The following is a 24,896-nucleotide window of genomic DNA, read 5'->3' on the forward strand; positions in this document are numbered from 1 at the left end:
TGCTCAATACCAACGTCCTCGGCCGAACCAACCGCCGCCCAGCAGGAGAAGAATAAGAACGATGATGAGAAGTGTGGTGAGGTCCATGTAGGTCTCCTCGGAATACCTGAGCATCTCCATCGCGCTTACCTGCGCGGTGCGTTGCTCGTGATTGCACTCCAGCTTAACTCAACGTCCAGAACCCTGTTTGGTTCCGCTCGCCGGTACCCGTCGCGGTGATAAAGGCGAATATCCGGCGTCTCGACAAAGATGATCCGCTACTACGAGCAGATCAAGCCGACCACGCGAGGACATCCAAGCGTGAACCAGACCCCTCCGTGACAACCATGGTGAATTGACCCATATTCCCTGCATGAGCGCCGGCCTTCGCAGCCCCTCGGCTGTCGATGCACTTGTGGGACGGTCAACGCCCCCCTGGCGATTTCTGCCGAGGAGCTGGCGCAGGCGCTTGCTTCCGGCAACCTTCGGAACTGGCTAGAGTGCACGTAACCACCTATTTCACCGACGTTCGGCCAAGGCTCGTTATCGAGTGCGCCGAGGCTCACGGTATCCCTTATGTGGAGCTGGAGAGCGTGTACGCGACAGTGAAGCGGACGACGGGCGAGCGGAATCCCGATCTGGAGGCCGCGCTTGTCGCACTGGCACACGCTGCTTGATCGAGCCATACGTGGTCTGGAATTGCACCTGCCGCGCCGACCGCCATAGCTCCTTGAATGGCTTTAAAGAATTAGATCGATCTGCTCATGCTCTGATGGAGGGAATTATTGACGTGGGCTCCTACAGCGGCCGTGCCGTCGGCGTCACGTACTTTGTCTCGATTGCCCCCTGCACCGAGAAAATCAGAAACGCGGTTTCCTGCCCGATCCGATCGCCGTCCATCAGGCGCAGGACGTCGTCCACACCAGCTACAGGGCTGCCGTTGATAGCCAGAACGAGGTCGCCTTCCTGCAGGCCGCCCTTTTCTGCCGGGCTGCCTGGCTCTACCCGCCGCAATCGGACGGACGTTATCTGTGTCACACCTGCCTGCAGCGCCACACGGCGGTGGAGCTCGATGGTGTCGGCGGCAATGCCGATGAGCGCCCGGCGGACCTTGCCGAAACGCAGGAGTTCCGAGACCACATACTGCGCGGTGTTCGAGGCGACGGCGAACGCGATGCCCTGGGCACCCTGGATGACGGCGGTGTTGACGCCGACCACCTCGCCGCTCGACGACACGAGAGGCCCGCCCGAATTGCCAGGATTGAGTGCCGCGTCCGTCTGGATGACGTCATCGATGAGACGCCCGTTGGCCGCGCGCATCGAGCGGCCAAGCGCGGAAATGATCCCCGCGGTGACTGTCCACTCGAAGCCCAGAGGATTGCCGATCGCAATCGCGATATGGCCTCGCTTCAATCGTTTGGAATCCCCGAGTGTTGCCCATGCACCGACGCTGGTATTGGCCCTGATCAGCGCGACGTCCGTATCGGGATCCCGGCCGAGCACCCTGCCCTCGGTCACGAAGCCGTCGGGGGTGGTGATCCGCACGGATCGCGCGTCTTCGACGACGTGGTTGTTGGTAACGATCAAACCGTCGGGAGAGATCGCGAAACCCGACCCGTGCCCGCCTCGTCCGCCGATCCGTTCGATGCGGCTGACAGTCGGACCGACAAGATCGACCGCGCTGGCGACCGTACTCGAATACGCATCGAGCAGACCGCCGTCTTCTGCGGGCACGATGTTCTGATCAATGAATCCCATATGAAGTTGCCCTCCGGCGTCCGCGGACGCGTTCTGTAGAGGACCGGCAGCGGCCTGTGACAAAGGATGCTGTCAGTGCGCCATTGTTGAGTTGATATATAGGTGAGGCCGGGGATCATGGGTTTCAAGCGAGAGGGGTAATCTGACAGTCAATTCCGGGACGTCCCTGCGCGTGCCCGAAGATGCGGAGTTGCGCATAAAGATCAGCTATGGCGCGAGGCTCGGCTTCTTGGGTTGCGTCAGACGATCGCAGGAGACACGGTAGTGTCAACTTTCGTTGGCACTGCCCAACCAAGTCCTTCGCGCCCGAGGCATCAGCACGATGTCGGAACGCGCTGTAGGAGCCGAACTGACCTGCCGCACCTTTCTACGAGATCCTATGAAGTTGCTGTTGAACTTTGTCGGACAAGGCAACGCTGCCAAGCTGCGCAAACTCGCCCGGTTCTCGCACCTGCGGCAATCGGTTATCGAGAGGATCATGCATGGCTGGTCGCCGCAGCAGATTGCCGGTTGGCTGCGGCTGGAGCGGCATCCGATCTGCGTCAGCCATGAGACGATCGACACGTTCGCCTAGTCAGCGGATGGTCACGCGATCAGGCTGTGGCGACATCTGCCGGAACATTGCGCCAGGCGCCGGCGGCGGCACGCCCGACGTCGCCATGGCCCAAGTTTGCGATCAACGTCGGTTTTGCCATAGCTCAGCCCATGCGCTCGGACGCATAGGAGCCCGGGCTTGCCGGGAAGACGACGGTGCGGTTGCCGTTGATGAAGGTCCGGTGGTGGATGTGGGCGTGCACGGCCCGCGCCAGCACCTGGCTTTCGACGTCGCGGCCGATCGAGACGTAGTCCTCGGCCGACTGCGCATGGGTGATGCGGGCGATATCCTGCTCGATGATCGGGCCTTCATCGAGGTCGGCGGTGACGTAGTGCGCCGTCGCGCCGATCAGCTTGACGCCGCGCTCATAGGCCTGCTTGTACGGGTTGGCACCCTTGAACGACGGCAGGAAGGAGTGGTGGATGTTGATGATCTGGCCCGACATCTTCTGGCACATGGAATCCGACAGAATCTGCATGTAGCGGGCCAGCACGATCAGCTCGGTGCCGGTCTGCTCGACCACGTCCATGATGCGGGCTTCGGCCTGCGCCTTGTTGGCCTTGGTCACCGGGATGTGGTGGAAGGGGATGTCGTGGTTGACGACCACCTTCTGGTAATCAAAGTGGTTGGAGACGACGCCGACGATGTCGATCGGCAGCGCGCCGATCTTCCAGCGATAGAGCAGGTCGTTGAGGCAGTGGCCGAAGCGCGACACCATCAAAAGCACCTTCATGCGGTGCCTGCTGTCGTGGAACTGCGCTTTCATCGTGAAGCGCTCGGTGACGGCGGCGAAGCCCTTTTCCAGTTCCTCTTGCGTGATGCCTTCCTGGCTGGCGAAACTGAGGCGCATGAAGAACAGGCCCGTTTCGAGGTCGTCGAACTGCGAACTGTCGACGATGTTGCAACCCTTCTCGGCGAGATAGCCGGTGATCGCGGCGACGATGCCGCGGGTCGATTTGCAGGAAACGGTAAGCACATAGGAGGTCATGACAATCCTCAGTCGAGACCGCAACCGCGCGGGCTATTCAGGTTGATATTGACAAGGTGAAAGGATCAGGCGGCGAGCAGTTGTTTCAGCTTGATCTCGGGTGCGGCGAGCGCGGCGGGATCGGGATGGCGGCCGGCGGCGATCAGCATCTCGGCGAGCCGGATATCGCGCGCGATCGCATTGCCCGGTCCGATGCCGCTTGCGGCAAGCAGGCGGCCATCGCCGGCCAGGTGAAAGAGGATGAATGCCTCGGCAGAAAGATCACGTCGTACCGTCGTCACAGCACCCTCGGCAAGCCCCGCGACCTGCAAAGTAAAATCATACTGATCCGACCAGAACCACGGCACGGTGGCGCTGGTTTCCTTAGCACCCATCATGTTGGCAGCGGCAAGAAGCCCTTGCTCCTGGGCGCTGCGCCAGGACTCAAGCCGGATGCGGCGACCGCCATAATGATCAATCGGGAAGGAACAACAGTCACCGGCGGCATAAATGTCCGGGTCACTTGTTTGCAGATGGTCATCGACAGCAATGCCGTTGTCGACTACCAATCCTGCTTCGGCGGCAAGTTCGGTGTTCGGGATCGACCCAATGCCGACAACCAGAAGATCCGCTTGGATTGCAGGACCATCCTCCAGAAAAACGTGCACAAGGTCCCCAGTTTGTTCGATCTTGGTAATGCGCGCGCTGCAGAAGATGTCGACGCCTTCGGCTTGGTGGCGTGAGGCTACGGCTTCCGCGATCTCCAAGGGGACGCCGCGCGAAAGAATGCGGGGCAGGCCCTCGATCAGCGACACCGAGGTGCCAAGCTTCCGCGCGCTCGCCGCAAGTTCAAGGCCGATGAATCCGCCGCCAATGATCGCCACGTGCCGGCCTGATCCTAGGCAAGAGCGTATCGCCATCGCGTCTGCGTGGCTGCGCAGGGTTCGGACGCGCTCGCTCGGGGCGAGGACCATGGGCAGACCACGCGGCCGAGCGCCAGTGGCCAGAAGCAGCTTGTCATAAAAAACGGACGTTCCGTCGGAGAGAGCAACAGACCTGTGGCGCCGGTCGAGGCTGGTTGCAGATACGCCGAGCCGTAAATCTATGGCAAGCGAAGCGAAACGGTCTGCTTCCGCAATGAACTTTGGCTCGGTTGGGAGAAGGATCGCGTCTTTGGACAATGGCGGCCGCTCATAGGGAGCCAAGTTTTCGCGGCCGATCAGCGTTATCGAACCTTCAAACCCTCTTTCCCGAATGGAGATTGCAGCCCGGCCACCGCATTCGCCGGCGCCGATGATGACGATTTGTTCTGCCATAAATGTAGCCTCCCGAGCATAGGCAGACCATACGCCATGTCCTTCGAAGGGCCAATATGCTGATGATATTAAGTATCAAAACATATCAAAATGATCGAAAATGAGTTGAAACATCTCAGAGGGCAAGATTGCCGTCAGATGTTCTCTCGCGTATAGATCTCGAACGGGAGGACACTGGTGAAGTTGCCACCACCACCTTTCGCCTTCACTGAACGAACCATGCCTGTCAAGGCTTCGTCAGCGAGGCGGCCGAGCGGATGAGAGATGACAAATGTCATTGTCCCATCGAGCAAAGCCTGTTTTGTAACTTCCATCAGTTCGTAGCCGACCAGCATGACTTTTCCGGCATTGCCGGTCGCCCTCAATGCTTCCAGAGCGCCGGAGATACCCCCGCCAGCAACATACAAGCCCCTGAGATCTGGGTGCTCCTTCAGCAAATTCTCCGTCATTTCCTCAGCGACGGCTTTTGACTCAAACGTCGAACGTGGTTCGAGAATGGTGAAATCGGACGCAAATTCCCGAAAATAGGATCGAAATCCGCTCTCATTCATCTCCTGGCATTGGTATCGCGGATTGCCGACGAGAATTCCAAGTTTGCCTGGCTGATCGCAGACGTGCTCGAACATCCAGGCGGCCGTGCGCCCGACCTTCCAATTATCGAGACCGATGAAGTGGACCTGGCCGGTTGGCGCGATCTGTGAAATCAGCGCAAAGACCGGCTTGCCCTGATGCTGCAAAGTCTCAACCGCTTCAAGCACGAGAGGATGAACCGCTGCAACGACGCCAACAGCGTCACAGGTCTCGGAAAGCAAAAGCATCCTTGACGCGGTATTCTGCGGCGACAAGTCGTCGAGAAGCTCGATGCGCAATTCGATCGAGCAATCGGTTATTCGTTCGGATGCCAATCGTAGTGCCTGCGCGAGGTTGAGGTAAAATGGCCGGGATGGCTGATGCAATAGGAAACCGAAACGGTACCTTGCTCGTGCAGCGGCGACCCGACTGTCGATCGTGCCCAGACCGTAGAATCCGATTTCCTGCGCCGCGTCTTTTACGCGCTGCATTGTCGATTGCTTCACGTTGCCGCTACCTCCGATCACTCGGTTTGCAGTGGCCATGGATACGCCTGCAGCATTCGCTAGATCTCGTATCGTCGGACGTGTCATCGCCGCTCCTCGTATCATTTCGTATCAATTTGGCAGGCTGTTGATATAGATGATACGTTTGTATCTAACCATATCAATAATCACTTGCATTGATCAACATCAAGTCCTTTAGTTTATGCAGACAAACGGCTTCGGGAAGCCCAGCCGTTAAGGGAGGTAGCAGCGACATCAATGAAGACTGCCAGGCGGGCTCGGCTGGGCGCCGAGCGTCTCTGGCTGTCTGCAGCGCGGCTCTCCCTGAAACATCAAAGCTGCTGTCGAGCAACGCACGTTGCTCACCGGAGGATTGAAATGGACGATCTGAAGTTTGGCACACGAAACAAGCGGGGTGATTGGTCGCCCAATGGACGCATCGAGGTCGCGCCCTTCTGGGCTTGGCCACCGAAAGTCCTCAAAGTGCTGCATTGGCTTCCGGAATACCTCTGGCCGTGGAACGCATTCCATATGGCGACCGCCCTCGCCTATTGGTATCTGGTCGTTCCCGATGTCGAGACGATCAAGACATTGAGCTGGGGCTGGCCGCTTTATCTGTATGCGGTCAACGCGGCCGCGATCTTTGTCATGTATGGCTCTATCGAGCTTTTCTACTATGTGAAGCGTGTTCAGGGAAATCGCTTCAAATACAACGTCAAATTTCCATCTGAGCAGCCGTCTGACGTCTTCTGGTTCAAGAGCCAGAACATCGACAACTTCATGCGCAGTTTCTTCGTCTCGATCCCGCTTTGGACTGTCGTCGAAGTGCTGATGCTCTGGTCCTTCGCGAACGGCTCCGCTTCCTGGGTCAATTGGGACGAGCATCCCTACTACCTGGCCGCACTCGTCTTCATCGCGCCGGTCATTCACGAGGTGCATTTCTTTATTATCCACCGGCTGATCCACACGCCGCTGCTCTACAAGTGGATCCATTCCGTCCACCACAATTCGGTCAATCCCTCTCCCTGGTCATCGCTGTCCATGCATCCGGTGGAAGGATTTCTCTATCACGCCGTGGCCCTCTGGCATCTCGTCATCCCGTCCAATCCGATCGTGGCGCTCTTTCAGTTGCACATTGCCGGCTTTGGCGCGGTCAATGGTCACATTGGCTTCGAAAAGCTCGAGATCACCGACGAAACCGCGGTCGATAGCCACGCCTATGCTCACTACCTGCACCATAAATACTTCGAGGTGAACTACGGCGGCGACGGACTGATCCCGCTCGATAAGTGGCTTGGCACCTGGCACGACGGCACCAAGGAAGGTGACGCCCAGATGCAGGCCCGGTTCCAGGAAAAGAAAGCGCGGCTCAATGCCAAAAGTGCCGAGACTCTGACCCAAAGGTGAGTCTCGGGAGGCGACGAAGACAGAAATCCGGTTGAGGAGTGCCGGGTCTCTGTGGGTTGGACATCAATCGCCAACCACCTTGCCCATTCAGCATTTATTGAAACCGTCAGGTGACGGCAATTAGGAGGAGGAAGACATGAACAAACTGAAGCGCCTTTTGACGGTCGCGGTCGCTGCAACCATGATGGCGACAAGCGCCACCGTGGTTCTGGCGGAGACCAAGGGAGCAAAAATCTTTGTCATTGGTGGCAAGGCCGATGACCCGTTCTGGTCCAAGGTCAAGAAGGGGGCCGATGACGCCGCCAAGGTCGTGGAACTGACGGGCGGCACGGTGACCTGGCTGGGTCCGCAGAACTACGACAATTTGGGTCCTGACGCTGCCGATCTTATCCGCACGGCGCTCAGCCAGAATCCCAGCGCCATCGTCGGTCCGGACTGGGTACCGGAAGCCATGGACGAGGCCTTCAAGGCAGTCGTCGATGCGAAGGTTCCGCTGATGATCTACAATGCTGGCGGCATGGATGCGGCCAACAATCTGGGCGCCATGAACTATATCGGCAGCGATGAGCGTGTGGCCGGCGTCGCCGGCGGCCAGTATTTCGGCCAGGAAGGCGGCAAGAACGTCCTCTGTGTCAACACGCTGCCAGGTGCAGCCAACACCGAGGCACGTTGCGGTGGCATTGAAGAAGGTGTCGGTGCGAATGGGGGCAAGGCAGCCCAACTGCCGCTGCCGTCCACCAGCTTCGGCAATCCGACCGCAGTGGCCGAAGCCATTAAGGCGGCCCTGCTGAAGGACCCGACCATCGACGGCGTGATCACGATCAGTGCCGGCGACGGTAACAGTGCCGCCAATGCCATCATGCAGGCCGGCGTTGCTGACAAGGTTAAACTCGGCACGTTCGACATGGACGAAACGGCCTTGCAGCGCATCAAGGACGGCACGCAGCTCTTCGCGATCGACCAGCAGCCCTACCTGCAGGGCTATCTCGCTGTGTCGCTGCTCAACAGCTACGTCAATTTCGGGCTCGATCTGCCGACGAAGCCGATCTTGACCGGTCCGGGCATCATCGATTCCTCGAATATCGACGCAACGCTGAACGGTGTGGCGGCAGGCGCTCGCTGACGTCTCGACTATGAATGTCCGGCCCGGCGGGAATCACCAAGGGCCGGACAACTTCGCGGGTGTCGTCCGCGACAGGCGCGACGACGCCCCAACGAACATAGAGTTTACAGCCCCAGAGGGTCTAACCATGAAATCTCAAACGCTTGCTCAACCCATCGATGGAGCGGTCGCGCCGGTCTCGAGCGCTTCGAAGCCCTCGTTCGGCAGCCTCGTGCGCCGACCGGAAACAGGCTCGCTCATCGGGCTTATTGCGGTCTTCACCTTCTTCTCGATCTTCGGCGGCGCTAACTTCCTGACTGCCGGTGGCGCCGCAAGCTGGCTCAACGTCGCTGCCGAACTGGGGATCATCGCGCTTCCCGTCGGGCTGCTGATGATCGCCGGGCATCTCGATCTCTCGGTTGGATCGGTCATCCCCGCAAGTTCCATGACGATCGCCATCGTGTCGGGCTATTATCAGTTGCCGATTGCGGTCGGCATCGTCGCTGCGCTCTGTCTCGGCGTGGCCGTGGGCTATCTCAACGGCGTGCTGGTGATCCGGACCAAGGTCCCGTCCTTCGTTGTGACGCTCGCAACTCTGTTCGCAGTGGCCGGTCTCACGCTCGGCCTGTCGGTAATCCTCGCCGGAAGCACCAGCGTCGCGCTCAAAAGCGGGCCGGTCGCCAAGTTTCTGCTCGGCCACTTCGTGGCCGGAAAATTTCAGGTCACGATTTTCTGGTGGATCGCCTTTGTCCTGATGATCGGTTTCATTCTCAGCTTCTCGCGCTACGGCAACTGGATCCTCGCTTTGGGCGGCGATCAGGTGAGCGCCCGCAATGCCGGCATCCCGACGGAGCGCCTGACGATCTCGCTCTTCGTCGGCAGCGGTCTTTGCGCCGCTTTTGTTGGGCTTTGCCAGGCGATTCTCTATAACAGCGCGCAGGTCGCGGCGGGACAGTCGTTCATCTTCAATTCGATCATCGCGGTCGTTATCGGCGGCGTGCTGCTGACCGGCGGCTATGGTTCGGTCGTCGGCATCGTGCTCGGCACGCTCACCTTCTCGGTCGTCAACCAGGGCATTTTCTATACGGGCTTCGATGCCAACTGGGCGAGCCTGATCATCGGCGTCCTGCTGCTTGCGGCCGTGCTCATGAACAACACCTTCCGCACCATGGCGCTCAACTACGCGCCGCGCTCCAAGAAAGGGACCCGCTGATGGCAACGCCCCTGCTCAAGCTGACCGGCATCAACAAGTCATTTGGCCCGATCGATGTGCTTCACGACATCTCGCTCGAGGTGAATGCTGGCGAAGTCCTCTGCCTGCTCGGCGACAACGGTGCCGGCAAGTCCACGCTGATCAAGATTCTCTCAGGTGTCCACAAGCCGACATCCGGCAGCATGGAAATCAATGGCAACGCCGTCACGTTCGACGGCCCCCGCGACGCCAGCAATGATGGGATTGCGACCGTCCACCAGTTCGGGGGTACGTTCCCGCTGATGAGCATCGGCCGATCATTCTTCGTCGGTGCCGAACCGACGAAGCGCGTCGGACCTTTTACGGTTTTCGACCGCAAGCATGCCAACGAGGTCGCCGTGAGAGAAATGCGCGAACTCGGAATCACACGTATCGACGATGGAGATCGCCTCGTCGGTGGCCTCTCGGGCGGCGAGCGTCAGGCTTTGGCGATCGCCCGAGCTGTTCACTTCGGGGCAAAACTCCTGATCCTTGATGAGCCCACAGCTGCGCTTGGGGTGAAGGAAGCAGCCCACGTCCTGCGCATCGTCCTTCAAGCACGCCAGAAGGGCATTGCCGTGGTCTTCATTACCCACAATGTCATCCATGCCCTGACTGTTGGCGACCACTTCGCCGTCCTCATCCGAGGCTCCAAGGCTGCGGACTTCCGCAAGGGCGAAAAGAGCCGGGAAGAGATCACCGATCTCATGGCCGGCGGTGAGCAGATGGCCGAACTGGAGGCGGAGATCGAAAGCTATATGGTCACAAGCCCAGATCATCCAAAAGCGGCAACGCATGCGCCGTGAGGCGGCATGAACACCGCAGCGGGCATGCCATCCGCAGGGCCCGTGCTCAGTGAGTTCTCCCAGTCCGCACACCTCCACGTGCGGACCTCCCCGGCGGCCCGGATACAGCTGGTCCGGGCCGCTGGCCCCCTAATCGACAACAGACAAGAAAGTATTCGTGCCATGCCTCAATGGGTGGAAGCCTGTGGAACCGACGATGTGGAGCAGGAAGAAGTTATCCGGTTCGATCATCAGGGTCGAACATTCTGCATTTTTCGGAGCCCGGAAGACGACTTTTACTGCACGGACGGCCTTTGCACGCACGAGAAGGTGCATCTGGCCGACGGGCTGGTAATGGACCATTCGATCGAATGTCCGAAGCATAACGGCGTGTTTGACTATCGCACGGGTGAAGCGATGCGGATGCCGGTTTGCATCAACCTGAAAACATTTGCGGTCAGAGTCGAAAACGACCGCGTATTTATCGAGATTTAAACATGACAACAGGATTATTCGCACTTGCCGCCTGCGCCGAGATGCTGTGGCGCGATCGCCCGATAGAGTGGCGCGCCAGCCGGCTGAAAGACTTGGGCTTTGGAGTTGGCCTTTGGAATTGGCCGGATCATGATCTGGCAAAACTGGAAGCGACGGGTGCCACCTTTACCATCATGAATGGTTACCTGCGTGGCCGGCTGACGGATGATGAGGGCGCGGCGGAACTCTTGAGGACCGCGCGGGAAACGGCGCAGGTCGGCAAGCGCCTTGGTGTGCAGCGCCTCAATCTACACGGAACGGGTCTGGGGGATGGCGGCCTGCCCGTTCAGCCAATTGACGTCGTTACTGGCACGATGTGGTTGAAAGCGCGCGACACGCTTTGCCGAATTGTGGACCTGGCCGAAGACGAGGGCGTGACATTCACTCTGGAAAACCTGAATCTGCCAGTCGATCATCCGGGCGTGCCATTCGGCCGCGCAGAAGACACCTTGGCTCTCGTTTCGGCTGTGAACCATCCGCGTCTGCGGCTCAATCTTGATCTCTATCACGCACAGATTGGCGAAGGGAATCTGATCGAGTTGTGCCGTAAGTCTCTGCCGTGGATTGGCGAAATTCAGGTCGCCGACGTCCCCGGACGGTGCGAACCCGGAACAGGTGAAGTGAACTGGCATGGCATCGCGAAAGCATTGAAGACGATGGGCTATTCCGGTCCGGTCGGCATGGAAGCCTTCGCCGCCGGCGACGCGGACGCCGCGCTCGAGGCCTTCCGCAACGCATTCACAGTTTGAAAGGTAAGCCAATGGGCCTCTATCACACCCGTCCGACTGTCGCTGACATCCGTGCCATGAAGGCGCGGGGCCAGAAGATCTCCATGCTCTATGTCACGACGCTCGAAGAAGCCAAGGCGGCCGCCGCCGCCGGCATCGACATGCTTTCGATCGAAGGGCGTTTCTTCAGCGCAGAAATGCGTGAGGCTGCCGGAAATTGCTTCGTCCAGGTGGGGCTGCCCTTCGGACCGTTCGGTAACCTCGCCACCGCCGAAGACTATCTGCGCGAGGCATTCCGCTTCATGGCGGTCGGCGCAGATTGTGTCTATTGCGCCGCCTCGCTCGATATCCAGAAAGCGCTTTGCGACAACGCCGTTCCGGTGATCGCGCATGTCGGCTTGATCCCCTCGCAAGCCACCTGGACGGGCGGCTTCAAGGCGGTCGGCAAAACTGCCGAGAGCGCCAAGGCGGTATGGGATCACGTGAAGCGGCTAGAAGCGATCGGCTGCTTCGGCGCGGAACTGGAAGTCGTTCCTGATCGCGTCGGTGAGGTGATCTCGAAGAGCACGCCGATGATCATGCTCGGTATGGGCGCGGGAGCCGGAGCCGACGCACAATACCTCTTCGCTGAGGACGTGCTCGGCCATACGACCGGCCACAAACCAAGGCACGCAAAGACCTATCGCAACTTCGCAGCCGAATTCGAGCGGCTGCAGCAGGAACGGGTGGCCGCCTTCAAGGAGTTCATCTCGGACGTCGAGACAGGCGCCTATCCAGCTCCGCGGCATGCCGTGCCTATAACAGACGCTGAGTTCACGCGCTTCCGGGCCAGCATCGAGGCTTAACGGCCACCAACATTATCGAAATCAGGAAGAACAAGCGGCCTTCGACCGCTCATTGAAAGGAATTGAAATGCTCAAAGTTGGCCTCCTTGGCGCCGGCCGCATCGGCAACGTGCACGCAAAGGCAATCTCCTCGCATCCCGGCAGCAAGTTGGTTGCAGTCTCGGATGTCAACATGGACGCGGCGCGAAAGCTCGCAGGTCAATATGGGGCCGAGGCGAAAGCCACGGACGACATCATCAACGACCCGTCGATCGACGCTGTGCTCGTTGCCACGTCCACCGATACCCATTCTGACCTGATCGAAGCTGCGACAGCCGCCGGTAAGGCTGTGCTCTGCGAAAAGCCGGTCGACCTGAGCCTCGAGCGGGCACGCGCCTGCCAAAAGGTGGCAGCGAAAAACGGGCGTCCGGTCATGATCGGCTTCAACCGTCGCTTCGATCCTAATTTCGCGGCGCTCAAGGCTGCTGTCGATCGCGGCGAGATCGGAAAGACCGAGTTGTTGTCTGTGACGTCGTTCGATCCCGCGCCGCCGCCGGTTTCCTACGTCAAGGTGTCGGGCGGCTTGTTCCGCGACATGATGATCCACGACTTCGACATGGCGTGCTGGCTGATGGGCGGTTTGCCGGAGACGGTAACGGCAGTTGGAAGCTCGATTGTTGATCCAGAGATCGGTGCGGCCGGCGACGTGGATACCGCGGTGGTGACGCTGCATTTTGCGGACGGTCGGATCGCGGTCATCAAGAACAGCCGTCGCGCGGTCTATGGCTATGACCAGCGCGTTGAGCTGCTTGGCTCGGAGGGGCTTCTCTCGGCGGGCAACGTCCTTGAAAACACAGTTTCGAAGGCGACGAAGGACGGTGTCGCTTCCGCAAAGCCAGAGTTCTTTTTCCTGGAACGCTACATGCGCGCCTACTCTGCAGAGTGGGCAGCATTTGTGGACGCTGTCAACGCGGGATCGGCGCTGCCCGTCACGCTCGACGATGGCGTCAACGCGCTCGCCGTCGCGGAAGCTGCTACACGCTCGGCCAAGTCTGGTCAGAGTGTGAGTTTGGCAAGCATTTAAAGCGCTGAGATTGGTTGATCGCGGATCATCAATCGCAAACGGAAGTGGCTCTTGGCAGAGGAGACATACAATGGCGTTCACGCCTGGCACCTTACCGCCGAAGTCGATTCCGGAGCTCAAATCCTTGATCGTTTCCGGGAAGATCATACTTCCCGGAAAACCGGCTGTTCTGGCGAAGGCGATGCTGGAGCGGCCGGACTGCGCCGCTTTCGAAAGCGCCGGCTCTGTTGCGAGTAGATGTGGTGTGTCTCAGTCAACCGCGTACAGGTTGACGCGTCTATTAGGGTTTCGATCGTTCCGGGACCTACGGGCCTTGTTTCAAGACGAACTGCGTCGCCGGGCCATTGTTCCTCACACTTAAAAAGTGGGAGATCATGTCCGCCGATTTATGGGACCACGACATCTTCACCGGTTGGGCGAGGATTTCCAGCGCTACTTACCGTATCACCGGCTCGCCATGAAAGCGGCGCTTGGATGGTTTCGACACGCCGAGGCCGACTTCCATCATTAGGCGCGGTGTTTGCTTTGCCAATGTTCCCATGTGGAAGCCGAAAGGGTCCTCAACGAAACCGGAGCCGGCCTTTCCGGTCAGAGTGACGGCGCTGTCTTCGCCATAGAACCCGAGCACTTCTTTCGCTGGGTGGCCGACGAGCAGCGTCAGCTGATGCTTCATAAGCCTGCGGTTGTGGCTGCCGCGCACATAGACATGCGGACCGGCATCTCCATCGACGTCGGACAGATAGAAGAAGAATTTCAGCATCCGCCAATCGTCGAGGTCGAAATGGAACTTGAACGAGACTCCCTTAAAATACGTAGCGGAATGCATCAATTTCTCGCTGTGAAAGCTTCTCGACGATCTGGCGTTCCTCAACGCCATAGAAATCCCTATACGTCAGTGATCGTCCCCGTTTCGCATGTGGGAAAGCGTTCTCGTTAAAGGGGATATTGATCGCGTTGCATATCTGCCTCATGTCCTCCAGGAGGTTTTCGAATCTCCCGACGTAATCGACAGAAAGCTGGCCGTCGATCGAATACATTTCGAACGCATCCGCAATGAGATTGTCATCTTGCGTGAGATGCCAAAGAAAATCCTTGAAACCTCGTGGAGCCTTCCCCGCCTTTTCTCGGTTGCCCTCGTGCCACCTCCAGTATGAAACCATCCTGGAGAACGGATTGCGAACGAAGCAGAACTTAAAATGCTGCTCCCATGCCCCAGGATCGAAGGCCTTTATGCGTGTTGCGCCAGCGTGAGCCGGCTGCACTCCGAGAGTAGCTCTGTATTTCTTTTTTTGCGAAAAGCTGAGCGCCTCTATCCGGTCGGAAGCTCTTGTAAGGGACGACAGGGTTGAAACGATGCGGGATGGTCCAAACACATCTCTGTAAAATCGGCTGTTCGGTCTGATCCCTGCATCCACGCATTCCTGCCAAGTGCCAATTTGTAGATCATTCTGACCCAGATACGGGGCTAGAAATAAAGCTACCGAACTGCCTCCGGTTTTTGGTACGTGGACAAATGTAAATTTTTTCGAGTAGTTTATTATCAATCTACGCCGTCCATAAGTATGCATCTGTGTTGATAATTTGTGTAATATCATCAGATATTGTCTTGTGTTTTTCGTGGTGTTGCTTTCATGTTTCCAATTGTGATGATTTGTAACTTATGAAACGCTGAAATGTCGAATATTCGAGAAAATGCAAATGCCGATAGCCGGGTATTTTCGGTTGAGCACCAGCTCGACCGTGATCGGCGCCCTTGCGTCGCATCCGGAGAAGCGCAGCCTCTGTTTTGTGCGCTGGACACGTGCAACCCATCAAAGGGCCAGCCACCAGCGTGGCGAGCCTTCCAACACTCTCGATCTCGCTGCGAGCCCAAACCGGAGTAAACGTCTTGCGCCGCGTTAAGGAGGAGAGCACGGTCGGCCATTGCGATCAGTTGGGCGGACTTTGATGTGGACGGTTGGATGGTTGCGACGCCAAGGCTGGCAGAAACACTCGTTGGACAGCCGGAAAGGTCCCCGAGTTCTGTGTCGGCTAGCCGTGCGAATTCGTTCGGCGACCGTGCTGCTGTTATTCAAATCATCCCAGATAAATTCTCAATTTCTAGGCGACTTTCCATAAAGGCCCGTATCTCAGCGGCCAAGCAAGCTGCATTTTTCCCCATGGTACGAAGGTGAAGCTCGGGATGTTCTGGCGCTTCATATGGCGAGTCTATGCCAGTGAAATTGCGAATTTGGCCAGCCTTGGCTTTCCGGTAGAGACCCTTGGTATCACGGCGGGCGCATTCTTCGATTGGTGTATCGACGAAGACTTCTATGAATTCGCCTGGCTCCATCATTTCGCGTGCCAATTGCCGTTCAGCGCGGAATGGCGAAATTAGGGAAACAAGCACAATCAAGCCAGCATCCACCATCAAATTGGCTACCTCCGCCACGCGGCGGATATTTTCTACTCTATCCTCGGACGTAAATCCGAGGTCCTTATTTAATCCGTGGCGCAGATTGTCCCCATCCAGTAGGTAGCTGTGCTTGCCATCGGTGTGCAGCATCTTTTCCAAGCAGTTGGCGATGGTCGATTTTCCCGAACCCGAAAGGCCCGTGAACCAAATTATTGCAGGGCGCTGATGCTTGAGATCGGCTCGTGCTGCTCGGTTTACCCCCAGTGCTTGCCGATGGATATTTTGTGCATGACGGAGTGGATGATCAATCACACCTGCTCCAAGTATCGTGAGGAAAGCGTCCAATGAGCGCGGATTTTCCATCACCGACGGCCCCGCAGGTGAGGCACCGCGCCAAGGGCATGTCTGCTGGTCCGTGCGAGGTTCGGATGTCTTCTGAAGGTTGCTCGTGGTTGGGTCGGTCACGAAAGTATCCCTTGTTATCCATTCCTTATGACTTACTCATCCTTGTCGATTATTCGCGCTGGCCCCACGAGGGCAGCCATTTGCGACCGGGCCTGGTACTCGATCTTGAGCCGGCGGCGGAAGATCGCCTCCGACGCGATCACCACGCTTGAGGTTATTGTGGCTATGGCTAGGCTTAGAGCTTGAGCCTTCTCAGCCTGCACAATGAACCGGTCGACGAGACTCTCGGCGGAAAATGGCGGCTGCGTGGCGTCATCCGGTGTTTGAGGCGGCCCGTCGGGTTCTGTACGTCGCTCCCGGCGTTCACGGCCGACCTGCGGGTGATCGAATAAATCAATCAGTGCCGTCATATAGGCCTGCCATGCGCCGAACTGCTCGGTTCCCGCCCACTTGTCACGATGATCCTGCCGAATTGGCAAATCGCTTTCCTTCCCAGGCCCGGCGATACGCAATGACGTTCCATCGCCATTCTTGCCTTCGTCGGTCACCGTCGCCTCGTGCTGTGACATGGTTGCGTCGAGGGCGCGCGCGAAGGATGCGTTGGCCATCGGTGTCAGCGTGCTCGTCGACAGAAGCCCCATGATCATGAGGATGGGTCTCATCGAAATACCTTCCATGGCGCTTGACGCTCATGTTTAGGTAGAGGACGCTCTTGTCTCGGGTTCGTCTGTTCGAAGCGTTGCATTTCTAGAAAGAAAGCAAATTGTAAGCGAATGTTTCTAATCGCCGGATGGCAACGTTTCGTTGCAACATCCCGCCGCCCCGGTGGCGTGAGACCCATTCCATCTTCGATCAAAGGGCGGCGGCCCGTCCTGCTGGAGGAGATGCTGCCACGGCGCCGTGGAAAGCTTTCTCGGCCACCGTCTTTCAACCCGTCAACGTGATGAGCCCGTCATTTGTCATTTCATTGGCGTGTCCGTCCTGGCGCCCAGGAGATGAATGAGTTCCATCGGGAAGGGGAATATGATCGTTGAGGTCTTTTCTCCGGCAATGACGTTCAACGCGCTTAAGTAGCGTAACTGCATGGCTAGGGGTTGCCGGGCCAGGATTTCGGCCGCTTCCACCAGCTTCGCCGCGGCTTGCTGCTCGCCCTCGGCATTTATGATTTTCGCGCGCCGCTCGCGTTCGGCCTCCGCCTGGCGGGCGATCGCACGGATCATGGACTCGTTGATGTCGACATGTTTGATCTCGACGTTGGCGACTTTGATACCCCACGCGTCAGTTTGGATGTCGAGCATTTTCTGTATGTCTTCGTTGAGCCGGTCACGTTCCGCGAGCATCTCGTCGAGATCGTGCTTGCCGAGCACCGAGCGCAACGTCGTTTGGGCAAGCTGGCTCGTGGCAGCCATGAAGTCCTCAACCTGAATCGTCGACTTTTCGGGATCTATCACCCTGAAATAGATCACCGCGCTGACCCGAACCGAGACATTGTCATGAGAAATGACGTCCTGGCTGGGTACATCGAGAACGCGCGTCCGCAAATCGACCCGCACCATTTGCTGCACGTAGGGAACGAGCAGGATCAATCCGGGTCCCTTCACACCGGTGAACCGGCCAAGTGTGAAAACAACTGCGCGCTCATACTCGCGCAGGATCTTGATCGCGCTCGCGATGACAACCAGCAATAGGATGATCGCGGCGAAGTAGAAGACAAAATCTCCAACCATGGTCATGTGCTTTTCTCCCTGCCTTCCAGCGACAGCTGATCTCTGCGCGGTTTGCGGGCAACCTCAAGCGTTAGTCCCTCTCGAGCGATGACCGTGACATCCTCTCCGGCTGTGAGCCGTTCGGCGGAGACGGCGCTCCAGCGCTCTCCATGGGCGACGATGTAGCCGGAGGTGTCCGTCCAATCGGAAACTTTGCCGGAAATGCCGATCATCTGCTCCGCACCCGTCACGACGGTGTGTCGGCGCGCAGTGAACGCGAGGCGAGCGACAATGAGGCTGAAAGCGAGACCGGAAATGCCGATGCCGACCAGGACTCGCCAACTCACTTCCAAATCCGGCACATCCGTATCGAAGAGAATTGTTGCGCCGAGAACGAGCGCGATCGCACCACCGACGCCCAGGACGCCGAACGTCGGCGAATGCGCTTCCGAAACGAAAAGAGCAACCGCAAGGATGATGAGGCCGACACCTGCGTAGCTTACGGGCAGCATGGCCAAAGCGTAAAGACCGAGTAAAAGACTGATGCCTCCAACTGTTCCGGGGATCACGGCCCCGGGCGTAAGAAACTCGAAGATCAGGCCGTAGATACCAATGATCATCAGGATGAGTGCGACGTTCGGATCGGCAATGACCGAGAGCAGGCGGGTCCTCCAGTCAGGCTCGATGCTTTGGACGGTGAGCCCGGTTGTATCGAGCCGTATGTCCGTCTCTCGGACGCGTACAGTACGGCCATTGGCTTGCGCCAATAGATCATCAACAGTGGTTGCGGTGAAATCGATGACCTTTTCACGTTCGGCGGCGATCGATGAAAGGCTTGCAGCATCGCGCACGGCTCGTTCTGCCCAGTCGGCATTGCGATTGCGAAGCTCAGCCAGCCCCCGAAGGTAAGCAGCTGCGTCGTTCACTGCCTTGGCTTCCGTGGCGTTGCGCGGCGGTTGTTCCTTGTTGTCGCGGTTGTCGTGATCGTCGAACCCGCTCCCACCGAGGGCAATGGGCGTTGCCGCACCCAAATTGGTGCCTGGCGCCATGGCAGCTATATGGCTGGCATATAAAATGTAAGTCCCGGCGCTGGCCGCGCGGGCACCACTCGGGGCCACGAAACTCGCGACAGGCACGGACGAGGCAAGGATTGCGCGAATGATTTCCCGCATTGACGTGTCGAGGCCGCCGGGTGTGTCCATTTGCAAAACGACCAGTGTCACTTGGCGTTCGTTGGCAAGCTCAAGGCCGCGTTTCACATAGTCGGCTGACGCCGGGCTGACGGCGCCATTCAATCGCAGTAGCAGCGCGACGCGCTCCGACCCCGCTGTCGGCGCGACGGAAAACAGGAATGCCGAACTAAAGATGAGTGCGAGAGCGAAGATTCGGATTGCTTGTTGGCAAAACCTCCGGGGTCGCACCGTCACCCGATAATTATTCATAGTTTCAAATATACGCCAGAATCGCCAAAAGATAAGGCAAGAAGCTTCTTCGCCGGGCTTGTCACGTTGTTTGAGATGGATAGAAAGACAGTGGCAGCACTCCGCCATGGCGGTGATATCCGATGGAAAGCGATGGTTCCTGTGGCTGACGGAGGGTGTGTTCATGCCAGAGCGGCTAAGCAAAGAAACAACGTGACAAGGCCCAGGCGGGTACATCCATGGTGTCAGAGCTAAAGATTGAATACGCAAACCATCCCGTCAGGTTGAAATGGCATCGGCTTCGCCGGCAGCTTTCCGATCCGCTGTTTTCCATCGACGTGATGCGGACCGGGTTCGCCCTCGGCGCGTCGATGGAACTCGACCTTCGGGTGCGCGGCGATGGCGGTTTCGTTGTGCTGCATGACGAAGAACTGGAAGGTGAAACCACAGGGCAAGGCCGGATATCCGCGAAAAGCCTCAACGAGCTGCGCGATGCCCGCATGCGCGATGGCGGCACGGCTTTGACCTTCAGCGAGGATCTTGCCTCCATGCTGCAATCGGCACATCCCGATGCGCTGCTGCAATTCGACATGAAGGACGATTTCGAAGCGATCGGCGGGAAAGGTATCGCGCATCTGGCGGCGCATTTTCAGAACATGAGGGCGTCAGTGATCGTCAGTGGTTCCTGTCTTGATCTCATCATAGCCGTCAAGGAAAAGCTGCCGCATCTGCTACGCGGTATCGATCCGACCGACAAGCTCGTTGATATCTACCAGCAGGAGGGATTGAAGGCGGTCGAGAAGAGCCTGCTTGCCGATCTCGGCGGCCCGACGGAGCCGGATACAATCTATCTGCAATGGTCGCTGCTGCTGCAGGCTGCGCGCGACGGCCTCGACATGGTTTCTCTCTGCCAAAGCGAAGGCAAGCGTGTCGATGCCTGGACCTTTACGCTGACGAGCCCGGCAGGCGGTTTCAGCGATGCGGAGTGGCACGATTTTTCGGCTTTGATGGCCCTGAAACCCGACCAGATCACCACCGACGAAGCGCCTGCGATGGCGCGCGCCTGGTCGAAGCGCATGGCCGGCTAACGGCTGGGGGTATCCGCAGGCGTAACGCCTTCCAGGTCGAGAAGGAAGCCGAATTCGCGTTCCATGCCGGCCGAATAGGCGATCACCGGACCGCCGTGATCAAGAAGGTCCGAAAGGCGTGGCATCGCCACCTTCGCCCCGGCCTCTTGCGCGATCAGCGCTCCGGCAAGCATGTCCCAGGCATTGAGATGGCGTTCGTAATAGAGATCGGCCACGCCTTCGGCCACACGGATCAGGCCGATCGCCGCGGCCCCCATGCGGCGATAGTCCATGCCGCGCTCGTAGAGACGCCTGGCGATGGCGAGATAATCATCAAAACTTGTGCGGCGCGAATGGCCGAGAATGATCATCGCCTTTGAGGCATCGCTGGTCGCGGCGGCGTGTATCTTCTCGCCGTCCTTGAAGGCGCCGCCGTCGCGAATGGCGTGAAAAACCTTGTCTTGCGCTGCATCGTAAATGACGCCGATCTCAATCCTGCCGTCGGCGATGAAAGCGATCGACACGCCCCAGTGGCGAAAGCCGCGAATGTAGTTCGTCGTCCCGTCGATCGGATCGGCGACCCATGTTCCGGCTGCTCCCAACTGTCCGCCGCTTTCTTCTCCCATGAACATATCGGCGGGAAATTGCGCCAGCAACCCATCGCGGATCGCTTGCTCCGCCTGCCTGTCGGCAATCGTCACGAAATCCTGCAGTCCCTTGTTCTCGACGTGCAACGTACCGGCCTTCGCCTCCTGGCGGAACCGGGCGGCTTCGCGCCCGACCTTTCGTGCGACAACGATTGCCGTGGCGGCGCGCGCTTCAATGGCGGAGGGATCGAATATGGAGGGCATCACGCAGTCCTTCTTTTGATCAGCGACACCGGCGTGAATTCGACGCGCGCCGTCATGTCGGGCTCTGCCATCCGGCTTATCAGCAGATCGATGGTCTGATCTGCCTGAAGATCGCAAGGCTGGCGGATGGTCGTCAGCGCATAGGCGGCCCAGCTTGCCTGCGGAATGTCGTCATGGCCGATGATCCGGATCGGCGGTGCGTCCTGACGGCCCAGATCGCGCATCAGCCTGTCGATGACGCCGCAAGCCATGTAATCGTTGGCGCAGAAGACACCGTCTACGCCCAGTGCCTCCAGATCGCCGGTGGCGCTATAACCGTTCTGATAATCATTGACCTGCAGCGGGATCAGCCTTGCTTCCAATCCCAGCTGTCTGCAGCGGTTGAAGAAGGCCTCGCTGCGGCGCCGCGCGGTGTAGGAGACGGCCGGTGCCGCCATCACGGCTAGAGACCGCATGCCGCTTTCAATCAGGTGATCGGCGGCGAGATGCCCGGCCATGCGGTCGTCCGAGACGATCCTGTCGACGTAGGGAATGTCCTCCCCCTTGTTGATGAGCACGATCGGGACGCCTTCGGCAGCACATTGCTCGCAGATCTCCGTTGGCGGCGCGTCCGAGGTGACGATGACGCCGGACACTGCATAGTGCAGCAACTGTCCGATGACGGCGGACGTGTCGCTTTCCTTCGATGTCGGCAAAAGGATCGGACGGAAGTTGCGGGCCAGCAACGCCCTTGCAAGATGCTCGATCTGCAGCGTGCGGAACGGATTGTCGAGACCGGCGGCGACAAGGCCGACGAGATCAGAGCGCCTGTTGGTGAGGCTTCGTGCAAGATAGTTTACCCGATAGCCGAGCTCCTTCGCTGCCTGATAGACCTTTTCCCGGGTCTTCGGCGAGACGCTCGCATCCGGCGTGAAAGCGCGAGAAACGGCGGCGCGCGAGACACCCGCCACACGCGCCACGTCGAACGACGTCACCTTGCGCGGCCCATTGTCCTTGTCAGCCAAGTCTTTCTTCCCCACCCACTAGAGGCCGCATCAGATCCGGCAGATCCGTGCAAATGCCGAGCACCGGCAGCCGCATGATATCCTGGAGAACGGCTGGCCTCTCCTCGTGCCAGAGCACGATTTCTCTTCCCTCATCGAAGGCTTTCTCAGTCAGGTCCGGCGTCACCAGATCCTGTGGGCGCTCCCCTGCCCTTTCCCAGCAAAGATGCAGGATATCGGCGCCGGCCTCGTCGCCAAGCGCGTGCGGGTCATGGCCGGTGCGCACCAGAACCGAAAGGGGAAAGTCGCATCCGGTGTCGCGCAGTTGACGCACCTGCGCGGTATCGAACGAACCCAAACAGGCGAAACGCTGGTTCCTTTGCCGCAAATGTTCCCAGCAGAGTGGCCCGGTGCCAGTTGCCTTGAGTTCTATGTACAGGCCTGCCCTGAGTTCACAGGCGAGCGCTGCCACTGCCTCGAAGGTTGGTACGTTGACGCCGTCGAGCGCTGCGAGTTCGGCAGCGGACATCCGCGAGATATGGCGGTCGATACCGAAGACACGCAGAAGGTGGTCATCATGCGACACCACGACGATGCCGTCCCCCGTTAGTTGCGTATCCAGCTCCCACATGTCTGCGCCGAGATCCGAGGCCAGCCGAAACGCCTCAATGGTGTTTTCGCGCATATGACCGCTCGCGCCGCGATGACCGATGCAGAAGGGCAGCCTTCCCGTGCCGGATGGCCAACCGTAACGCTCGAAGAATGCGGAAAAATCGCGAAACATTAGAGCCTCCGTCCCGCATCGTCAAAAACCAGCACACCTTTGCTATCGATCGCCCAGGTGACGGCATCGCCGATGCTGACGTCATGGCGAACAGGTTGGATCGAGCGAAGCAGGGGTCCGCCATCGAGCGAGACATCGTAGAGGTTCTCGCGCCCCTGCGTCTCGGCAAAGGTGACCTTGCCGGGAACGGCGATATCGCCGCTCGGGGTGAAGTGCTCTGGGCGGACACCTAACATTAGCTTCGCGCCTTCAGGCGCAGCAACGGAGACCGGCAGGGGAATGCGGATTTCGCTTTCGGGTATTGCAAAGGCCCCCTTGTCCACCACGCCGCGCAGGAACGTGATGGGTGGATTACCGAGGAAGCCGGCAACGAAGGCGGTGCGCGGATCGGTGTACATTTCGGCCGGCGTGGCGATCTGAACAATCGCGCCTTCCTTCATGATGGCAATGCGATCGCACATGCTCATCGCCTCGACCTGATCATGCGTCACCAGGATCGCGGTGATGCCTGTTTCGCGCTGGATCCGCCTGATTTCCGAGCGCATTTCGAGACGCAGCTTGGCGTCGAGATTGGCGAGCGGTTCATCGAGAAGCAGCACGTCCGGCCGGCGCACCAGGGCACGCGCCAGCGCGACCCGCTGCTGCTGGCCGCCCGAAAGCTCGCCGGGGCGCCGCGCGAGCAGGTTGCCGATATGGACGAGCGCGGAAATACGGTCCACTTCCCTGCGGATGTCCTCGGTGGCCATGCCCTTGACCTTCAGTGGAAAGCCGATGTTTTCGGCGACCGTCATATGCGGATAGAGCGCATAGGACTGGAAGACGACGCCGATATTGCGCGCCTGGCTCGGCAGATCCGTAACGTCGCGGTCGCCGAACAGGATGCGCCCGCCAGTTGGCCGGTGAATGCCGCAGATCGCAAACAGCGTCGTCGACTTGCCGCAGCCGGAAGGACCGAGGAGCGCCAGCATCTCGCCATGGCCGACCTCGAGCATCATGTTTTCGATGACCTTGGTGGCACCGAAGCTTTTGGAAAAATTGTCGAGAAGGATGCGCATCAGCCTTTGCTCCCGCCGCCGTAGATATTCATCAGGTACTTGTGGAACAGCGCGTAAACGATCAGCACCGGGATGATGTAGAAGACGCCGACGGCCTTGAAGGTGCCGAAATCGAAATTGTTGTCGTCAAAGATCAGTGCCGAAAGATAGACCGACAGCACCTGCACATTGCTGCCGGGGGCCAGCACCTGTGGCAGGATGAACTCGCTCCAGCCGGACAGGAAGGAGAACAGTCCGAGCGCCATGATCGCCGGCCGGACCTGCGGCAGCACCAGGCTGCGCCAGACGCGGAAGCGCGATGCGCCATCGACGACGCCGGCCATTTCGATCTCCCAGGGCACGGTGTCGTAAAAGCCCTTCATCAGCCAGATACCGAGCGGCAGATCGATGGCGGCCTTCACCAGGATGACGCCGATCAGCGAATTATAGAGCCCGATCATCTGCAGCACGATGAAGATGGCGATGATCAGCGTCACCGAAGGGAACGCGTGCAACACCATGACGCCAGCGAGAAAAAAGCCGCGCGCAGGCACGTTGAGACGCGATAGCACGTAGCCGGCCATCGACGAAACCAGCAGGATGACCGTGGTCGTGCTCGCCGTGAAGATCAGCGTATTGAGTGTGACCAGCCAGATGTTCGGCTTGCCCGCCGGCGTTTCCCAGAGAAAGCGCCAGTGTCGCAGGGTGAAACTGTCCGGGATGAGTGTTCCGACGGCCTTGTCGGTAATCGTGTCGATGAACAGATAGGCATACATCAGCACCAGCGGCGCACTGACGATCGATAGGGCCAGGATGACAGGCCAGATGCTATAGTTCGCCGAGAGTTGCGATTTCTCCGCCATG

At 58.9% G+C, this 24,896-nt stretch carries 24 protein-coding genes and 4 pseudogenes; 12 read left to right on the forward strand and 16 right to left on the reverse strand.

Features of this window, described 5'->3' with window-relative positions; translation table 11 throughout:
- Nucleotides 1–479 precede the first annotated feature (479 nt).
- Nucleotides 480–656, forward strand: a complete 177-nt coding sequence (locus WI754_RS24965) for a hypothetical protein (protein WP_341487950.1) — start codon at nt 480–482, stop codon at nt 654–656.
- A 121-nt stretch (nt 657–777) separates the two neighbouring features.
- Here WI754_RS24965 and WI754_RS24970 read toward each other — a convergent pair whose 3' ends face one another.
- Entirely contained in the window at nt 778–1,737 is a 960-nt protein-coding gene (locus tag WI754_RS24970; protein WP_341487951.1) for a trypsin-like peptidase domain-containing protein, read from the reverse strand.
- A 484-nt stretch (nt 1,738–2,221) separates the two neighbouring features.
- On the opposite strand from WI754_RS24970, the pseudogene WI754_RS24975 reads away from it, so the two are divergent.
- A pseudogene (locus tag WI754_RS24975) lies at nt 2,222–2,401 on the forward strand (IS30 family transposase); the annotation flags it as partial.
- 34 nt (nt 2,402–2,435) lie between these two features.
- Here the strand turns inward: WI754_RS24975 and purU are convergent.
- The 4 genes and pseudogenes from purU to WI754_RS24995 all read right to left on the reverse strand — a co-directional run.
- Nucleotides 2,436–3,320, reverse strand: coding sequence for a formyltetrahydrofolate deformylase (gene purU, locus WI754_RS24980; RefSeq protein WP_341487952.1), 885 nt, complete (start codon nt 3,318–3,320; stop codon nt 2,436–2,438).
- Nucleotides 3,321–3,385: 65 nt separating this feature from the next.
- Nucleotides 3,386–4,615, reverse strand: coding sequence for an FAD-dependent oxidoreductase (locus WI754_RS24985; RefSeq protein WP_341487953.1), 1,230 nt, complete (start codon nt 4,613–4,615; stop codon nt 3,386–3,388).
- A gap of 134 nt (nt 4,616–4,749) precedes the next feature.
- Nucleotides 4,750–5,484, reverse strand: coding sequence for a substrate-binding domain-containing protein (locus WI754_RS24990; RefSeq protein WP_349438067.1), 735 nt, complete (start codon nt 5,482–5,484; stop codon nt 4,750–4,752).
- A 213-nt stretch (nt 5,485–5,697) separates the two neighbouring features.
- Nucleotides 5,698–5,796 (reverse strand): annotated as a pseudogene (locus WI754_RS24995) (hypothetical protein); the annotation flags it as partial.
- 273 nt (nt 5,797–6,069) lie between these two features.
- On the opposite strand from WI754_RS24995, the gene WI754_RS25000 reads away from it, so the two are divergent.
- From WI754_RS25000 to WI754_RS25040, 9 genes are all read left to right on the forward strand, one after another.
- Nucleotides 6,070–7,098, forward strand: a complete 1,029-nt coding sequence (locus tag WI754_RS25000) for a sterol desaturase family protein (protein ID WP_341487955.1) — start codon at nt 6,070–6,072, stop codon at nt 7,096–7,098.
- A gap of 136 nt (nt 7,099–7,234) precedes the next feature.
- The gene (locus WI754_RS25005) at nt 7,235–8,221 is read left to right on the forward strand and encodes a sugar ABC transporter substrate-binding protein (RefSeq protein ID WP_341487956.1); all 987 of its coding nucleotides are present in this window, start codon (nt 7,235–7,237) and stop codon (nt 8,219–8,221) included.
- 127 nt (nt 8,222–8,348) lie between these two features.
- Entirely contained in the window at nt 8,349–9,413 is a 1,065-nt protein-coding gene (locus tag WI754_RS25010) for an ABC transporter permease (protein ID WP_341487957.1), read from the forward strand.
- Entirely contained in the window at nt 9,413–10,237 is an 825-nt protein-coding gene (locus WI754_RS25015; RefSeq protein WP_341487958.1) for an ATP-binding cassette domain-containing protein, read from the forward strand. Before WI754_RS25010 ends, WI754_RS25015 begins: the two co-directional genes overlap by 1 nt.
- Nucleotides 10,238–10,399: 162 nt before the next feature.
- Nucleotides 10,400–10,711 carry a MocE family 2Fe-2S type ferredoxin gene (locus WI754_RS25020; RefSeq protein ID WP_341487997.1) on the forward strand — a complete coding sequence of 104 codons (312 nt, stop codon included), beginning with the start codon at nt 10,400–10,402 and terminating at the stop codon, nt 10,709–10,711.
- A 2-nt stretch (nt 10,712–10,713) separates the two neighbouring features.
- Nucleotides 10,714–11,499 carry a TIM barrel protein gene (locus tag WI754_RS25025; RefSeq protein WP_341487959.1) on the forward strand — a complete coding sequence of 262 codons (786 nt, stop codon included), beginning with the start codon at nt 10,714–10,716 and terminating at the stop codon, nt 11,497–11,499.
- An 11-nt stretch (nt 11,500–11,510) separates the two neighbouring features.
- Nucleotides 11,511–12,323 carry a 3-methyl-2-oxobutanoate hydroxymethyltransferase gene (locus tag WI754_RS25030; RefSeq protein ID WP_341487960.1) on the forward strand — a complete coding sequence of 271 codons (813 nt, stop codon included), beginning with the start codon at nt 11,511–11,513 and terminating at the stop codon, nt 12,321–12,323.
- 67 nt (nt 12,324–12,390) lie between these two features.
- Nucleotides 12,391–13,386: an inositol 2-dehydrogenase gene (iolG, locus tag WI754_RS25035; protein WP_341487961.1), complete on the forward strand. Its 996-nt coding sequence runs from the start codon at nt 12,391–12,393 to the stop codon at nt 13,384–13,386.
- Between the two features lie 181 nt (nt 13,387–13,567).
- Nucleotides 13,568–13,747, forward strand: a complete 180-nt coding sequence (locus WI754_RS25040) for a hypothetical protein (RefSeq protein WP_341487998.1) — start codon at nt 13,568–13,570, stop codon at nt 13,745–13,747.
- A gap of 75 nt (nt 13,748–13,822) precedes the next feature.
- On the opposite strand, the pseudogene WI754_RS25045 reads toward WI754_RS25040, so the two are convergent.
- The 6 genes and pseudogenes from WI754_RS25045 to WI754_RS25070 form a co-directional block, all read right to left on the reverse strand.
- Nucleotides 13,823–14,182: pseudogene (locus tag WI754_RS25045) on the reverse strand (hypothetical protein); the annotation flags it as partial.
- Nucleotides 14,183–14,189: 7 nt separating this feature from the next.
- Nucleotides 14,190–14,981: a sulfotransferase family 2 domain-containing protein gene (locus WI754_RS25050; protein WP_349438062.1), complete on the reverse strand. Its 792-nt coding sequence runs from the start codon at nt 14,979–14,981 to the stop codon at nt 14,190–14,192.
- A gap of 476 nt (nt 14,982–15,457) precedes the next feature.
- Nucleotides 15,458–16,105: pseudogene (cysC, locus tag WI754_RS25055) on the reverse strand (adenylyl-sulfate kinase); the annotation flags it as partial.
- A gap of 173 nt (nt 16,106–16,278) precedes the next feature.
- Nucleotides 16,279–16,848, reverse strand: coding sequence for a hypothetical protein (locus tag WI754_RS25060; RefSeq protein ID WP_341487963.1), 570 nt, complete (start codon nt 16,846–16,848; stop codon nt 16,279–16,281).
- Nucleotides 16,849–17,145: 297 nt separating this feature from the next.
- Complete coding sequence (locus WI754_RS25065; protein ID WP_341487964.1) at nt 17,146–17,919, reverse strand: slipin family protein; 774 nt, start codon at nt 17,917–17,919, stop codon at nt 17,146–17,148.
- The gene (locus WI754_RS25070; protein ID WP_341487965.1) at nt 17,916–19,334 is read right to left on the reverse strand and encodes a nodulation protein NfeD; all 1,419 of its coding nucleotides are present in this window, start codon (nt 19,332–19,334) and stop codon (nt 17,916–17,918) included. Before WI754_RS25070 ends, WI754_RS25065 begins: the two co-directional genes overlap by 4 nt.
- 218 nt (nt 19,335–19,552) lie before the next feature.
- Here WI754_RS25070 and WI754_RS25075 point away from each other — a divergent pair, with 218 nt between their 5' ends.
- On the forward strand, nt 19,553–20,401 hold the full coding sequence (locus WI754_RS25075) for a glycerophosphodiester phosphodiesterase family protein (protein WP_341487966.1): 849 nt from the start codon (nt 19,553–19,555) through the stop codon (nt 20,399–20,401).
- On the opposite strand, the gene WI754_RS25080 is transcribed toward WI754_RS25075, so the two are convergent.
- Genes WI754_RS25080 through WI754_RS25100 form a run of 5 tightly spaced genes read right to left on the reverse strand, consistent with a single transcriptional unit; the run spans nt 20,398 to nt 24,895 of the window.
- On the reverse strand, nt 20,398–21,231 hold the full coding sequence (locus tag WI754_RS25080) for an inositol monophosphatase family protein (RefSeq protein ID WP_341487967.1): 834 nt from the start codon (nt 21,229–21,231) through the stop codon (nt 20,398–20,400). The two genes, WI754_RS25075 and WI754_RS25080, sit on opposite strands and share 4 nt — an antisense overlap.
- The gene (locus WI754_RS25085) at nt 21,231–22,235 is read right to left on the reverse strand and encodes a LacI family DNA-binding transcriptional regulator (protein ID WP_341487968.1); all 1,005 of its coding nucleotides are present in this window, start codon (nt 22,233–22,235) and stop codon (nt 21,231–21,233) included. Before WI754_RS25085 ends, WI754_RS25080 begins: the two co-directional genes overlap by 1 nt.
- Nucleotides 22,228–22,998, reverse strand: coding sequence for a glycerophosphodiester phosphodiesterase (locus WI754_RS25090; RefSeq protein WP_341487969.1), 771 nt, complete (start codon nt 22,996–22,998; stop codon nt 22,228–22,230). The genes WI754_RS25085 and WI754_RS25090 overlap by 8 nt, the downstream gene beginning before the upstream one ends.
- Nucleotides 22,998–24,053: an ABC transporter ATP-binding protein gene (locus WI754_RS25095; RefSeq protein WP_341487970.1), complete on the reverse strand. Its 1,056-nt coding sequence runs from the start codon at nt 24,051–24,053 to the stop codon at nt 22,998–23,000. The genes WI754_RS25090 and WI754_RS25095 overlap by 1 nt, the downstream gene beginning before the upstream one ends.
- The gene (locus tag WI754_RS25100) at nt 24,053–24,895 is read right to left on the reverse strand and encodes a carbohydrate ABC transporter permease (RefSeq protein ID WP_341487971.1); all 843 of its coding nucleotides are present in this window, start codon (nt 24,893–24,895) and stop codon (nt 24,053–24,055) included. Before WI754_RS25100 ends, WI754_RS25095 begins: the two co-directional genes overlap by 1 nt.
- Between the last annotated feature and the right edge of the window lies 1 nt (nt 24,896).

The organism is Pararhizobium sp. A13, from assembly GCF_040126305.1.
Taxonomy (GTDB): Bacteria; Pseudomonadota; Alphaproteobacteria; order Rhizobiales; family Rhizobiaceae; genus Pararhizobium.